Origin of the sequence: Streptomyces sp. WMMC1477 (assembly GCF_027460245.1) — a bacterium.
Classification (GTDB): Bacteria; Actinomycetota; Actinomycetes; order Streptomycetales; family Streptomycetaceae; genus Streptomyces.
This window is the reverse complement of the sequence record NZ_JAPZBD010000003.1, coordinates 534,653-548,779: the sequence shown is the minus strand read 5'-3', so window position 1 is coordinate 548,779 and position 14,127 is coordinate 534,653. Positions and strand designations below refer to the sequence as shown.

Sequence of the window (14,127 nt, the reverse complement as noted above, 5' to 3'; positions counted from 1 at the left end):
TCCGGGCTGTCACCGTGCGCACGTAGGCTGGTGGGTATGGCAGATCCGTCGAGCTACCGGCCCTCACCGGGGCAGATTCCCGACTCGCCGGGCGTGTACCGCTTCCGGGACGAGCACCGCAGGGTGATCTACGTCGGGAAGGCCAAGAGCCTGCGGCAGCGGCTCTCGTCGTACTTCCAGGATCTGGCCGGGCTGCACCCGCGCACGGCGACGATGGTGACGACCGCGTCCTCCGTGGAGTGGACGGTCGTCGGCACCGAGGTCGAGGCCCTCCAGCTCGAGTACACCTGGATCAAGGAGTTCGATCCCCGGTTCAACGTCAAGTACCGGGACGACAAGAGCTATCCGTTCCTCGCCGTGACGATGAACGAGGAGTTCCCCCGGGTCCAGGTCATGCGGGGCGCCAAGCGGAAGGGCGTGCGCTACTTCGGCCCCTACGGGCACGCCTGGGCGATCCGGGAGACGGTGGACCTGCTGCTGAGGGTCTTCCCCGTCCGCACGTGCAGCGCCGGGGTCTTCAAGCGGTCCGCCCAGATCGGGCGGCCCTGCCTCCTGGGCTACATCGACAAGTGCGCGGCCCCCTGCGTGGGGCGGATCAGCGCGGAGGACCACCGCGATCTGGCCGAGGAGTTCTGCGACTTCGTGGCCGGGCGGACGGGCACCCACCTCCGCCGGCTCGAAGCGCGGATGCGCGAGGCGTCCGAGGACATGGAATACGAGCGGGCGGCCCGCCTGCGGGACGACATCGGGGCGCTGACGCGTGCCATGGAGAAGCAGGCCGTGGTGCTGGCCGACGCCACGGACGCCGACCTCATCGCGCTGGCCGAGGACGAGCTGGAGGCCGCCGTCCAGATCTTCCACGTCCGCGGCGGCCGGGTGCGCGGCCAGCGCGGCTGGGTGACCGACAAGGTGGAGCCCCTCGGCAGCGCCGACCTCGTCGAGCACGCGCTCCAGCAGCTCTACGGCGAGGAGAAGGGCGAGGCCGTCCCCAAGGAGGTGCTCGTCCCCGCGCTGCCGAAGCCGGTGGAACCGGTCGCCGAGTGGCTGGCCGAACGCCGCGGCTCCCGGGTCAGCCTGCGGGTGCCCCGGCGGGGTGACAAGCGCGCCCTGATGGAGACCGTCGGGCGGAACGCCCAGCAGGCCCTCGCCCTGCACAAGACCAAGCGCGCCTCCGACCTCACCACGCGCTCCCGCGCCCTGGAGGAGATCGCCGAGGCCCTGGAGCTGGACTCGGCGCCGCTGCGCATCGAGTGCTTCGACGTCTCCCACCTCCATGGGGACGACGTCGTCGCCTCCATGGTCGTCTTCGAGGACGGCCTGGCCCGCAAGAGCGAGTACCGCCGCTTCCAGATCAAGTCCTTCGCCGGGCAGGACGACGTCCGCGCCATGCACGAGGTCGTCTCCCGCCGCTTCCGCCGCTACCTCGCCGAGCGGCGGGAGACGGGGGAGTGGGCCGTGCCGGAGGACGACGAGGGCGAGGCCCGGGAGCCGGGGGAGGCGGGGCCGCGCACCCCGGAGGGCCGGCCCAAGCGGTTCGCGTACCCGCCGCAGCTCGTCGTGGTGGACGGCGGGCAGCCGCAGGTGGCCGCCGCGCGCCGGGCGCTGGACGAGCTGGGCATCGACGACGTCGCCGTGTGCGGGCTGGCCAAGCGCCTGGAGGAGGTCTGGCTGCCGGGGGACGACGACCCCGTGGTGCTGCCCCGCAGCAGCGAGGGCCTCTACCTGCTCCAGCGGGTGCGGGACGAGGCCCACCGGTTCGCCATCCGCTACCAGCGGGGCAAGCGCTCCAAGGCGCTCAGGACCGGTCCGCTGGACGCCGTCCCGGGCCTGGGCGAGACCCGCAGGCAGGCCCTCGTCAAGCACTTCGGGTCCGTCAGGAAACTCCGGTCGGCGACGGTGGAACAGATGTGCGAGGTCCCCGGGATAGGGCGGCGGACGGCGGAGCTGGTGGCGGCGGCGCTGGCGGAATCCACGCGTCCCGCCCCGGCGGTCAACACCACCACGGGCGAAATCATCGACGATGATGAACGGTGAGGGCCGCGCGCACGGCGCGTCCCGCGCCACCGGACCGGGGGAAGAGATCATGGACGAGCAGCGCAGAGCCGCCGAGCAGAACCGAACCGCGGACGGGAGCAGAGCCGCGGACCAGAGCAGAGACGACACGGGAGCAGACGTGAACGCGGGTACCCCGGCCGAGGGCAACGGCGCGGAGGGCACGACGATCCCCGAGCTGGTCATCATCTCCGGCATGTCCGGGGCGGGGCGCAGCACCGCGGCGAAGTGCCTGGAGGACCTCGGCTGGTTCGTCGTCGACAACCTGCCGCCCGCACTCATCCCGACCATGGTGGACCTCGGGGCCCGCTCCCAGGGGAACGTCGCCCGCATCGCCGTCGTCGTCGACGTCCGCGGGCGCCGCTTCTTCGACGCCCTCAAGGAGTCGCTGGCGTCGCTGGAGGCCAAGCACGTCGCCCGGCGCACCGTGTTCCTGGAGGCCTCGGACGAGACCCTGGTGCGCCGCTTCGAGTCCGTCCGCCGCCCGCACCCCCTCCAGGGGGACGGCCGCATCGTCGACGGCATCGCCGCCGAGCGCGACCTGCTGCGGGAGCTGCGCGGCGACGCCGACCTCGTCATCGACACCTCCAGCCTCAACGTGCACGAGCTGCGCGCCAAGATGGACGCCCGGTTCGCCGGGGAGGAGGAACCCGAGCTGCGGGCCACCGTCATGTCCTTCGGCTACAAGTACGGCCTGCCCGTCGACGCCGACCTCGTGGCGGACTGCCGGTTCCTGCCGAACCCGCACTGGGTGCCCGAGCTGCGCCCCTACACCGGCACCAGCCCCGAGGTCGCCGACTACGTCTTCGAGCAGCCCGGTGCCAAGGAGTTCCTGGACCGCTACGCCGAGCTGCTCCAGTTGATCGCCGCCGGCTACCGCCGGGAGGGCAAGCGCTACGTCACGATCGCCATCGGCTGCACGGGTGGCAAGCACCGCAGCGTCGCCGTGAGCGAGCGGCTGGGCCGTCGGCTGTCCGCCGAGGGCGTGGAGACCGTCGTCGTCCACCGAGACATGGGCCGCGAATGAGCTCGGTGGCCGGCCGCTCCCTGCGGCTGCGACGGCGCCGGCTGCTGCCCGGCGGCAAGGGGCAGCCCAAGGTCGTCGCGCTCGGCGGCGGCCGGGGCCTGTCCGCGTCGCTGACCGCGCTGCGCCGCATCACCGGCGACCTCACCGCCGTGGTCACGGTCGCCGACGACGGGGGCTCCAGCGGGCGGCTCCGGGCGGAACTCGACGTCCTCCCGCCCGGTGACCTGCGCAAGGCGCTGGCCGCGCTGTGCGGCGACGACGACTGGGGCCAGACCTGGTCCCGGGTCGTGCAGCACCGTTTCGGCGGCGAGGGCCAGCTGAACGGGCACGCCGTCGGCAACCTGCTGATCGTCGCCCTGTGGGAGCAGCTCGGCGACCACGTGGCCGCGCTGGACCTCGTCGGCAAGCTGCTCGGCGCCCACGGCCGGGTGCTGCCGATGTCGGCCGTCCCGCTCCAGCTCCAGGCCCAGGTGCGCGGGCACGACCCCGGCCTGCCGGAGGAGGAGAGCACCGTCGTCGGGCAGGCCACCGTGGCCCTCACCCCGGGGGAGGTGCGGGAGGTGCGGCTCGTGCCGCCCGACCCGCCGGCCGTCCCGGAGGCCGTCGCCGCCGTGCTCGACGCCGACTGGGTCGTCGTCGGCCCGGGCTCCTGGTTCTCCTCGGTGATCCCGCATCTGCTGGTGCCGGAGCTGCGCCAGGCCCTCGTCGAGACCAGGGCGCGCCGGGTGCTCTCGCTGAACCTGGCACCCCAGCCGGGCGAGACGGCCGGATTCTCCCCGCAGCGTCATTTGGAGGTTTTGGCCCGACACGCCCCTAAACTCGCTTTCGACGTCGTGCTGGCGGACCAGGATGCTGTGCCCGACCAGCAGAGTCTGCGCGAGGCCGCCGAGCGGCTGGGCGGCACGGTGGAGCTGGCGCGGGTGGCCGCGCAGGACGGCACGCCGCGGCACGACCCGGAACGGCTGGCCGCCGCGTACGACCGTATTTTTCGGATGCATGGAAGGATCGGCCCATGGCGATGACGGCAGCGGTGAAGGACGAAATCTCCCGGCTCACCGTCACCCGGACCTGCTGCCGCAAGTCGGAGGTCTCCTCGATCCTGCGCTTCGCCGGCGGGCTGCACCTGGTCAGCGGGCGCATCGTCATCGAGGCCGAGCTGGACACGGCCATCGCGGCCCGGCGGCTGCGCAGGGACATCGAGGAGATCTTCGGGCACAAGTCCGACCTCGTGGTGATGGCCCCGGGCGGGCTGCGCCGCGGCAGCCGTTACGTCATCCGGGTGGTTGCCGGGGGTGATCAGCTCGCCCGGCAGACGGGGCTGGTCGACGGCCGCGGCCGGCCGATCCGCGGGCTGCCACCCCAGGTCGTCTCCGGCGCCACCTGTGACGCCGAGGCCGCCTGGCGCGGCGCGTTCCTCGCCCACGGCTCGCTGACCGAGCCGGGCCGCTCCTCCTCGCTGGAGGTGACCTGCCCCGGGCCGGAGGCCGCCCTCGCGCTCGTCGGTGCCGCGCGCCGGCTCCAGATCGCGGCGAAGGCCCGCGAGGTGCGCGGCGTGGACCGCGTCGTCGTCCGGGACGGGGACGCCATCGGGGCGCTGCTCACCCGGCTCGGCGCGCACGACTCCGTGCTCGCCTGGGAGGAGCGGCGCATGCGCCGCGAGGTGCGGGCCACGGCGAACCGGCTGGCGAACTTCGACGACGCGAACCTGCGCCGCTCGGCCCGCGCCGCGGTGGCCGCGGGGGCCCGGGTGCAGCGCGCGCTGGAGATCCTCGGGGAGGACGTCCCCGAGCACCTGGCCGCCGCCGGGCGGCTGCGCATGGAGCACAAGCAGGCCTCGCTGGAGGAGCTGGGCGCCCTCGCGGACCCGCCGCTGACGAAGGACGCGGTGGCCGGCCGTATCCGGCGGCTGCTCGCGATGGCCGACAAGCGCGCCTCGGACCTGGGCATTCCCGGGACGGAGTCCTCGCTCACGGAGGAGATGGTCGGCTGAGCGGGTCCGGCGGGACCCGGCCTGGCGGTGCCGCGAACCGCGCCGCCGCACGGCCGGACCCGCGGGGCCCGCCTGCCGCGGCGGTGCGCGCCGACGCGGCAGGCGAGAGTTCCCCGGCGGCCGGACCCGCGGCTCCACGGCCGCCGGATCCGCGCGTCGTCCCGCCGGCGATGTCACGTGGACCACACCGAGCGCGGTAGGGTCGGTTGTGGTCGGGGATATCCCAAACACGCTCGTCGGCACATCCATCGCCGGCGTACCTAACGAGGAGATCGGTTCGTGACGATCCGCGTAGGAATCAACGGCTTCGGCCGCATCGGTCGCAACTACTTCCGCGCACTCCTGGAGCAGGGTGCGGACATCGAGGTCGTGGCAGTCAACGACCTGGGCGACACCGCGACCACCGCGCATCTCCTGAAGTACGACACGATCATGGGACGTCTCAACGCCGAGGTGACCCACACCGAGGACACCATCACCGTCGACGGCAGGACGATCAGGGTCCTCTCCGAGCGCAACCCGGCCGACATCCCCTGGGGCGAACTGGGCGTCGACGTCGTCGTCGAGTCCACCGGCATCTTCACCAAGCGTGAGGACGCGGCCAAGCACCTGGCGGGCGGCGCCAAGAAGGTCCTGATCTCGGCTCCGGCCAAGAACGAGGACATCACCGTGGTCATGGGCGTCAACAACGACGCCTACCGTGCCGGGGAGCACGACGTCATCTCCAACGCCTCGTGCACGACGAACTGCGTCGCGCCGATGGCGAAGGTCCTCGACGAGGGCTTCGGCATCGTCAAGGGCATGATGACCACCGTCCACGCCTACACCAACGACCAGCGGATCCTGGACTTCCCGCACAAGGACCTGCGCCGTGCCCGCGCGGCGGCGCAGAACATCATCCCCACCTCCACCGGTGCCGCCAAGGCCACCGCGCTGGTGCTCCCGCAGCTCGAGGGCAAGCTGGACGGCATCGCGATGCGGGTGCCCGTGCCCACCGGCTCCGTCACCGACCTGGTGGTCGAGCTGGAGCGGGAGGTCACGAAGGAGGAGGTCAACGCGGCCTTCCGGGAGGCCGCCGAGGGCCCGCTCAAGGGGATCCTGGAGTACACGAGCGACCCGATCGTCTCCTCGGATATCGTCAACTGGCCGGCGTCCTGCACCTTCGACTCCTCGCTGACCATGGCGATGGGCAAGCAGGTGAAGATCGTCGGCTGGTACGACAATGAGTGGGGCTACTCCAACCGACTGGTCGACCTGACGCTTTTCGTCGGCAACCAGCTCTGACCGCGTAGCGGTCCCCCAGGCATCCGAGAAGTGACCGGAACGAGGCCCGTGCGGCGCACCGGCGCGCCGCACGGGCCTCGTCCCATGTCGCAGGGCTGAACCAAGGAGCCACGCACACATATGAAGACGATCGACGAACTCGTCTCCGAAGGGGTCGCCGGAAAGCGGGTCTTCGTCCGCGCCGACCTCAACGTCCCGCTCGCCGGGGACACCATCACCGACGACGGACGCATCCGCGCCGCCGTGCCGGCCATCGAGAAGCTCGCGAAGGCGGGCGCCCGGGTGGTCGTCGCCTCACACCTGGGCCGGCCCAAGGGCGCACCCGACCCGCAGTTCTCCCTCGCCCCCGTCGCCGCGCGGCTGGGCGAGCTGCTCGACGCCGGGGTGACGTTCGCGTCCGACACGGTGGGGGACAGCGCGAAGGCCACCGTCGCCGCTCTGGGCGACGGCGAGGTCACGCTGCTGGAGAACCTCCGCTTCAACGCCGGTGAGACCAGCAAGGACGACGCCGAGCGCGCAGCGTTCGCCACCGAGCTGGCCGCCCTCGCCGACGCCTACGTGGGCGACGGCTTCGGCGCCGTGCACCGCAGACACGCCTCCGTCTACGACCTCCCGGCCAAGCTGCCGCACGCGGCGGGCGGCCTCATCGTCACCGAGGTCGGCGTGCTGAAGCAGCTCACGGACGATGTCAAGCGTCCGTATGCCGTCGTCCTCGGCGGGGCGAAGGTTTCGGACAAGCTCGCCGTGATCGAGCGGCTGCTGGAGAAGGCCGACCGCATCCTCATCGGCGGCGGCATGGCCTACACCTTCCTCAAGGCGCAGGGCCACGACGTGGGCAACTCGCTCCTCCAGGAGGACCAGGTCCCGGCCGTCCAGGGCTACCTGGAGCGGGCCAGAGAGCGCGGGGTGGAGTTCGTCCTCCCCGTCGACGTCCTGGCCGCCGACGGCTTCCCGGACCTGAAGACGATGGCCCCGGCCGACCCGGTGACCGTGCCGGCCACGGCCATCCCCGCCGGGCTGGAGGGCCTGGACATCGGCCCGGAGTCGCGCAAGCTGTACGCCGCGAAGCTGGCCGACGCCGCCACCGTCTTCTGGAACGGGCCGATGGGCGTCTTCGAGCACCCCGACTTCGCGGCCGGTACCCGGGCGCTCGCCGAGGCCCTCGCGGAGAGCTCCGCCTTCACCGTCGTCGGCGGCGGTGACAGCGCCGCCGCCGTGCGCACGCTGGGCTTCGCCGACGACGCCTTCGGCCACATCTCGACCGGCGGCGGCGCCAGCCTCGAATATCTCGAGGGCAAGACCCTGCCCGGCCTCGCCGCACTGGAGGACTGAACACCATGACTTCCCGCACGCCCATCATGGCGGGCAACTGGAAGATGAACCTCAACCACCTCGAGGCCATCGCCCACGTCCAGAAGCTCGCCTTCGCGCTCTCCGACAAGGACTACGAGGGCGTCGACGTCGCCGTCCTCCCGCCGTTCACGGACCTGCGCTCGGTGCAGACCCTGGTCGACGGCGACAAGCTGAAGATCACCTACGGTGCCCAGGACGTCTCGGCCCACGCGTCGGGCGCCTACACCGGTGAGGTCAGCGGCGCGATGCTGGCCAAGCTGAAGTGCACGTTCGCCGTCGTCGGCCACTCCGAGCGCCGCCAGTACCACGGCGAGAGCGACGCGCTGTGCAACGCCAAGGTGAAGGCCGCCTTCGAGCACGGCCTGACGCCGATCCTGTGCGTGGGCGAGGGACTGGACGTCCGCAGGGCCGGCCGTCACGTCGAGCACACCCTGGCCCAGCTCGACGGCGCCCTCGACGGCGTCCCGGCCGCCCACGCCGAGACGGTCGTGATCGCCTACGAGCCGGTGTGGGCCATCGGCACCGGCGAGGTCGCCACGCCGGAGGACGCCCAGGAGGTCTGCCACGCGATCCGGCGCCGCCTGGCGGAGCTGTACGACGAGGAGCTGGCCGGGAAGGTCCGCATCCAGTACGGCGGCTCGGTCAAGTCCGGCAACGTCGCAGCGATCATGGCGCAGCCGGACGTGGACGGCGCCCTGGTCGGCGGCGCCTCGCTCGATGTGGACGAGTTCGTCAAGATCGTCCGCTTCCGCGACCAGTAGCCAGACCGTCGGGCTGGGCCGACGGGCCGCTCCCGTCGTAGGCTGTGCGGGGCCGGGTCGTCGATCCGGCCCCGCGGGCCGGTCCCGCACCGGCGCCGCGCCGCCCCCGTCGAGGGTGCGACGCGCGTTCACCGTCCGTCACGTTACGAAGTCCGAGAGTTGGTCCAACCGTGGAACTGGGTCTGTCGATCGCCCTGCTCGTCTTCAGTGGTCTGCTGATGCTGCTGGTGCTGATGCACAAGGGCAAGGGCGGCGGCCTGTCCGACATGTTCGGCGGCGGCATGCAGTCCTCCGTCGGCGGTTCCTCCGTGGCCGAGCGCAACCTGGACCGCATCACCATCGTCGTGGGGCTCATCTGGTTCGCCATCATCGTGGCCCTCGGCATCATGATGAAGACGTCCTGAAGCCGTCCCCAGGGCGTTCGAAACCGTCCCCCGTACGAGGTGTCGATCGTGTTCCGGCGCTGACGCACCGCTGACAGGGGGGCCACCCTGCTGCCTATCATGAGGACCGCGTTCCGCAACGGGAGGTAACTCCCACGCCGGGACGCGCGTTGGGCCCTACACAGATTCGGGGCGACTTCGCAGCACCTTGAGGCAGGGAGTTACGACCGTGGCAGGTGGCAACGCGATCCGGGGCAGCCGGGTCGGGGCGGGGCCGATGGGCGAGGCGGAGCGCGGCGAGTCCGCACCCCGCCTCCGCATTTCCTTCTGGTGCTCCAACGGGCACGAGACGAAGCCCAGCTTCGCCAGTGACGCGCAGGTTCCGGACACCTGGGACTGCCCCCGGTGCGGCTTCCCCGCGGGCACGGACCAGGACAACCCGCCGGCCCCGCCGCGCACGGAGCCGTACAAGACGCACCTCGCCTACGTGCGGGAGCGTCGCTCCGACGCGGACGGCGAGGCGATCCTCGCCGAGGCACTGGCCAAGCTGCGCGGCGAGATCTAGCCCTTCCCGGCCTGCCGCGCGCCCCCGCACACCCCCGCGGAGCGGCGGGAAACGGCGGGCTTCGGGCGGTCCCGGGCCGCCCGCCCTCTAGAGTCGTCCACGGCGGGGTTACGGACGACAAAGATGGGCTGACAGCGCAGATGAATGCAGCAGGCGCACCGTTGGGCGAACGGCTCGACCGCTTGCCGGAGTGGACCGCTCTGGCCGAACACCGCAAGCGGCTGGGCGACGTGAGACTGCGGGACCTCTTCGACGCCGACCCCGGACGCGGCGAGCGGTACCACCTCCAGGTGGGCGACCTCTACCTCGACTACGGCAAGCACCTCGTCACGGACGAGACCCTGGCGCTGCTGCGGGCGCTCGCCGACGCCACCGGGGTCGCGGCGCTCCGCGACGCCATGTTCCGTGGCGAGAAGATCAACAACACCGAGGGCCGGGCGGTTCTGCACACCGCGCTGCGCGCCCCGCGGGACGCCGTCGTCGAGACCGACGGGGAGAACGTCGTACCGGCCGTGCACGCCGTTCTGGACCGGATGGCGGCGTTCTCCGAGGAGGTGCGCTCGGGCCGCTGGACGGGCCACACCGGGCGGCCGATCCGCACCGTCGTGAACATCGGCATCGGCGGCTCCGACCTCGGCCCGGCGATGGCGTACGAGGTGCTGCGCCCCTACACGGCCCGCGAGCTGGACTTCCGCTTCGTCTCCAACGTGGACGGCGCGGACCTGCACGAGGCCGTCCGCGACCTCGATCCGGCCGAGACGCTGTTCGTCGTCGCCTCGAAGACCTTCACCACCATCGAGACGATCACCAACGCCCGGGCCGCGCGGGACTGGCTGCTGGCCGGTCTCGGCGGGGCGGAGGAGGCCGTCGCCCGCCACTTCGCCGCCGTGTCGACGAACGCCGCGAAGGTGGCCGAGTTCGGCATCGACCCGGCCAACATGTTCGAGTTCTGGGACTGGGTCGGCGGCCGGTACTCCTACGACTCGGCCATCGGGCTGTCCCTCATGGTCGCCATCGGCCCCGAGCGGTTCCGGGAGATGCTGGACGGCTTCCGCCTCGTCGACGAGCACTTCCGCACGGCGCCGCCGGAGGCCAACGCACCGCTGCTCCTGGGGCTGCTCGGCATCTGGTACGGGGCGTTCCTCGGGGCCGAGTCGCACGCCGTGCTGCCCTACTCCCACTACCTGAGCCGCTTCACCGCCTACCTGCAGCAGCTCGACATGGAGTCCAACGGCAAGTCGGTGGACCGCGAGGGACGTCCGGTCAGCTGGCGGACCGGGCCCGTCGTGTGGGGCACGCCCGGCACCAACGGACAGCACGCCTACTTCCAGCTGCTGCACCAGGGCACCCGGCTCGTCCCCGCCGACCTGATCGGCTTCGCCGAGCCCGTGTCCGAGCTCGGCCCGCTGCGGGAGCAGCACGACCTGCTGATGGCGAACCTCTTCGCCCAGGGCCAGGCGCTCGCCTTCGGCAAGACGGCCGACGAGGTCCGCGCCGAGGGCGTCGCCGAGGAGCAGGTGCCGCACCGCACGTTCCCGGGCAACCGTCCCACGACGACGATCCTGGCCTCGGCTCTGACCCCGTCCGTGCTCGGCCAGCTCGTCGCCCTCTACGAGCACAAGGTGTTCGTCCAGGGCGCCGTGTGGAACATCGACTCCTTCGACCAGTGGGGTGTGGAGCTGGGCAAGGTGCTCGCCAAGCGCATCGAGCCCGCCCTGACCGGCGCGGCCGACGTTCCGGGCCTCGACGGCTCGACGGCCGCGCTCGTCGCCCACTACCGCGCGGCACGCGGCCGCTGACCGCGGCGGTGGGCCGGACGGGGGTGCGTGACCGCCCCCGTCCGGCCCACCGGAGCGCGCTCCGGGCCCACCCTCGTGAAAACTCGCACAAGCACCCGCTTACCATGGGTCCGTGCCGAACATGCTCAAAGCCGTGCGTAACCCCCTGGCGTACATCGACAGCCGCTGGACACCGTCCCAGCGCACGCTCCGCCGCGCCACCCTGACCGCGGTGGTCATGAGCGTCGTCATCGTCGTCACCGGCGGCGCGGTCCGGCTGACCGGCTCCGGGCTGGGCTGCGACACCTGGCCCAAGTGCACGGACGACAGCCTCTTCGCCACCCCGGAGATGGGGCTGCACGGCGCCATCGAGTTCGGCAACCGGATGCTGACGTACGTGCTGTGCGCGGCCGTCGGCTGGGCCATCGTGGCCGCCCGCAGCACCGCCCCCCGCCGCCGGGGCCTCACCCGGCTGGCCTGGGCCCAGTTCTGGATCGTCGCGGCCAACGCGGTGCTCGGCGGCATCACCGTGCTGACCGGGCTCAACCCCTACTCCGTCGCCGGGCACTTCCTCCTGGCCACCGCCCTGATCACCGTCACGGTGCTGACCTGGCACCGGGCCGGTGAGGGCGATGCCCCGGCCCGTCCGCTCGTCGGCCCCCGGGTCCGGCAGCTCGGCACGGCGCTGCTGCTCGCCACGGCCGCGCTCATCGTCGTCGGCACCGTGGTCACCGGGGCCGGGCCGCACGCCGGCGACAGCAGCGAGGTGCCGCGCATCCCGCTGGAGTGGGAGGCCGTCACCCGGGCCCACGCCGCCCTCGCGTGGCTCGTCGTGGCCCTGACGCTGGCCCTGTGGCTGCTTCTGCGCGCCATGGACGCCCCGCCCGGGCCGCTGGCGCGCACCCGGGATCTCGCTCTGGTGCTGGCCTCGCAGATCGCCGTCGGATACGTCCAGTACGTGACGGACGTGCCCGAGCTGCTCGTCGGCGTGCACCTGCTCGGCTCGACGCTCGTGTGGATCGCTGTCCTGCGCGTCGTGCTGTCCCTGCGCGAGCGCGGCACCCCTGCGGTGGCCGGAGCCGCCGAGGGGGCCGGGGAAGGCGCCCGGCCCGTCGCGCGTCCCGCCGCCGTCGTCTGAGCCGCCCGGCCCGCCGCTGAGCCGACGGTCGCGGCCACGAACCGACGGGCCCGTCCCGTCCGCCCGGTGCGGGAGGACGGGACGGGCCCGGTGCGGACCGCGTGTGCGGGGCGCCGCTCGGAGGCCGCCGCGGACGGGCTCAGGTGTTGCTGGGGCCGCCGATCTGCATGCCGGCCATGCGCGTCCACTCGTACGGGCCGGTGCGCACCTTGGCCGCCATCTCGCCGTCGAAGCTCTCCCGGACGGTGATGCCCGCCGTCCGCACGGCCTCCTCGGCGACGGCCTGGCTGGTGGCCACGAGGTCGCCCCAGCCGCCGTCCTCACCGACGAGGACGATGCGGACACCGCGCTGCCCGATGTAGGCGAGCTGGCCCTCGGCGCTGCCGCCGTGCCGTCGCGTGAACGCGGTGATCTGCTTGGCCAGCCGGGCCGCCTGCCGCTGCGCCCTGGCGTCCGCCTTCTGCTCGGGCTTCGGGGTCTCGCTGCTCTGCGTGTCTGCCATGGACCAAGGCTACCGCCGAGTAGTCGGTCGGGGCAGCGTGGGCTGCGCCACGGCCGCCGGAACGACGGGCCTGCTCAGCGGGAACGTGACCGGCGCCGGAGCGCGCTCAGCGCAGGAACGGGTCGATGGCGACGGCGGAGAAGAGGATCGTGACGTAGACGATCGACCAGTGGAAGAGCCGCATCTCCTTGAGCTTCGGCCCGGTGACGCCGGCCTTCGCCCGGGCCTGGAGGGCGTGCGCCTCCCACAGCCACCAGCCGCCCGCGGCGAGCGCGGCCGTCGTGTAGAACCAGCCCACGTAGCCCAGCGGCCACAGGGCCAGCGAGACGCCGACCATGACCCAGCTGTACCAGACGATCTGCCGGGCCACGACGCGGTTGGAGGCGACGACCGGGAGCATGGGCACGCCCACCCGCGCGTAGTCGTCCTTGACCTTCATCGACAGCGGCCAGTAGTGCGGCGGCGTCCAGAAGAAGATCACCAGGAACAGGATGACCGCGGCCCAGCTCACCTCGTTCGTCACCGAGGACCAGCCGATCAGCACGGGCATGCAGCCCGCGATGCCGCCCCACACGATGTTCTGCGCGGTGCGCCGCTTGAGCAGCATGGTGTAGACGACGACGTAGAAGAGCAGGGCGCCGAGCGAGAGGGCGGCCGAGAGCCAGTTGACCAGCAGCCCGAACCACAGTGTGGACCCGACGGCGAGGGTCAGGCCGAAGACGAGGCCCACGCGGGGCGAGAGGACGCCGGTGACCAGCGGGCGCCGCGCCGTGCGGTCCATCAGCGCGTCGATGTCCCGGTCGATGTACATGTTGAGGGCGTTGGCGCCACCGGCCGACAGATAGCCGCCGACGCAGGTGTAGAGCACCAGCAGCAGGTCGGGCACGCCCTGCGCCGCCAGGAACATCACCGGGATGGTCGTGGTGAGGAGCAGTTCGATGATGCGGGGCTTGGTGAGGGCCACGAACGCCTTCACCCGCGCCATGGCGGGCGGGCCCGAACGCGTCCCCTGGTCCGGCGCGATACTCCCCGCGGGACGGGATTCGACGGCCGTCACGAACACCCCTGATCACAAGCGACATCCGCGGCTCGCACCGCAGTGGGAACAAGCGAGGGCCGGACCCTTGCGTCCGGCTGCGTCTCGCACGTACCACGCCACTTTAGACGGCTGGCGTACTCGGCCCGATCCCGGGGTGGCCGTGTTGGCCCGGTATGCGCTCCCGGGCCTCGCGGTCGCATGGGGGTCCGGATTTCTCCGCTCCGCACGTGAGGTCAGGGCCCCGCAGGGGTACCG

Annotated in this window: 13 protein-coding genes; 11 read left to right on the top strand and 2 right to left on the bottom strand. The window is 72.3% G+C overall.

Going from position 1 to position 14,127, the window contains the following annotated elements:
• The first annotated feature begins 36 nt into the window (after positions 1-36).
• The 11 genes from uvrC (at position 37) to O7609_RS02800 (ending at position 12,331) form a co-directional block, all read left to right on the top strand.
• Positions 37-2,034 (top strand): excinuclease ABC subunit UvrC, encoded by a 1,998-nt coding sequence (uvrC, locus tag O7609_RS02850; RefSeq protein WP_269743027.1) that lies wholly within the window; start codon positions 37-39, stop codon positions 2,032-2,034.
• Positions 2,035-2,083: 49 nt separating this feature from the next.
• Positions 2,084-3,079: an RNase adapter RapZ gene (rapZ, locus tag O7609_RS02845; protein ID WP_269744303.1), complete on the top strand. Its 996-nt coding sequence runs from the start codon at positions 2,084-2,086 to the stop codon at positions 3,077-3,079.
• Positions 3,080-3,084: 5 nt separating this feature from the next.
• Entirely contained in the window at positions 3,085-4,101 is a 1,017-nt protein-coding gene (locus O7609_RS02840) for a gluconeogenesis factor YvcK family protein (protein ID WP_269736991.1), read from the top strand.
• Positions 4,092-5,069: a DNA-binding protein WhiA gene (gene whiA, locus O7609_RS02835; RefSeq protein WP_219090905.1), complete on the top strand. Its 978-nt coding sequence runs from the start codon at positions 4,092-4,094 to the stop codon at positions 5,067-5,069. Before O7609_RS02840 ends, whiA begins: the two co-directional genes overlap by 10 nt.
• A 279-nt stretch (positions 5,070-5,348) precedes the next feature.
• Entirely contained in the window at positions 5,349-6,353 is a 1,005-nt protein-coding gene (gene gap / locus O7609_RS02830) for a type I glyceraldehyde-3-phosphate dehydrogenase (RefSeq protein ID WP_269733317.1), read from the top strand.
• A 120-nt stretch (positions 6,354-6,473) separates the two neighbouring features.
• Positions 6,474-7,685 carry a phosphoglycerate kinase gene (locus O7609_RS02825; protein ID WP_269733316.1) on the top strand — a complete coding sequence of 404 codons (1,212 nt, stop codon included), beginning with the start codon at positions 6,474-6,476 and terminating at the stop codon, positions 7,683-7,685.
• Positions 7,686-7,690: 5 nt separating this feature from the next.
• Positions 7,691-8,467: a triose-phosphate isomerase gene (gene tpiA, locus O7609_RS02820; RefSeq protein WP_269733315.1), complete on the top strand. Its 777-nt coding sequence runs from the start codon at positions 7,691-7,693 to the stop codon at positions 8,465-8,467.
• Between the two features lie 176 nt (positions 8,468-8,643).
• A complete protein-coding gene (gene secG / locus O7609_RS02815; protein WP_219090921.1) occupies positions 8,644-8,871 on the top strand; it encodes a preprotein translocase subunit SecG in 228 nt (75 codons plus the stop codon).
• A 208-nt stretch (positions 8,872-9,079) separates the two neighbouring features.
• The gene (locus O7609_RS02810; RefSeq protein WP_219090901.1) at positions 9,080-9,415 is read left to right on the top strand and encodes an RNA polymerase-binding protein RbpA; all 336 of its coding nucleotides are present in this window, start codon (positions 9,080-9,082) and stop codon (positions 9,413-9,415) included.
• Between the two features lie 140 nt (positions 9,416-9,555).
• Entirely contained in the window at positions 9,556-11,214 is a 1,659-nt protein-coding gene (pgi, locus tag O7609_RS02805; RefSeq protein ID WP_269733314.1) for a glucose-6-phosphate isomerase, read from the top strand.
• A 121-nt stretch (positions 11,215-11,335) separates the two neighbouring features.
• Positions 11,336-12,331: a COX15/CtaA family protein gene (locus tag O7609_RS02800; RefSeq protein WP_269736990.1), complete on the top strand. Its 996-nt coding sequence runs from the start codon at positions 11,336-11,338 to the stop codon at positions 12,329-12,331.
• 139 nt (positions 12,332-12,470) lie between these two features.
• Here the strand turns inward: O7609_RS02800 and O7609_RS02795 are convergent, their stop codons facing one another.
• Both O7609_RS02795 and O7609_RS02790 read right to left on the bottom strand, forming a co-directional pair.
• Positions 12,471-12,833, bottom strand: coding sequence for a hypothetical protein (locus O7609_RS02795; protein ID WP_269733313.1), 363 nt, complete (start codon positions 12,831-12,833; stop codon positions 12,471-12,473).
• Positions 12,834-12,939: 106 nt separating this feature from the next.
• Complete coding sequence (locus O7609_RS02790) at positions 12,940-13,890, bottom strand: heme o synthase (RefSeq protein WP_269743026.1); 951 nt, start codon at positions 13,888-13,890, stop codon at positions 12,940-12,942.
• Positions 13,891-14,127: the final 237 nt, after the last annotated feature.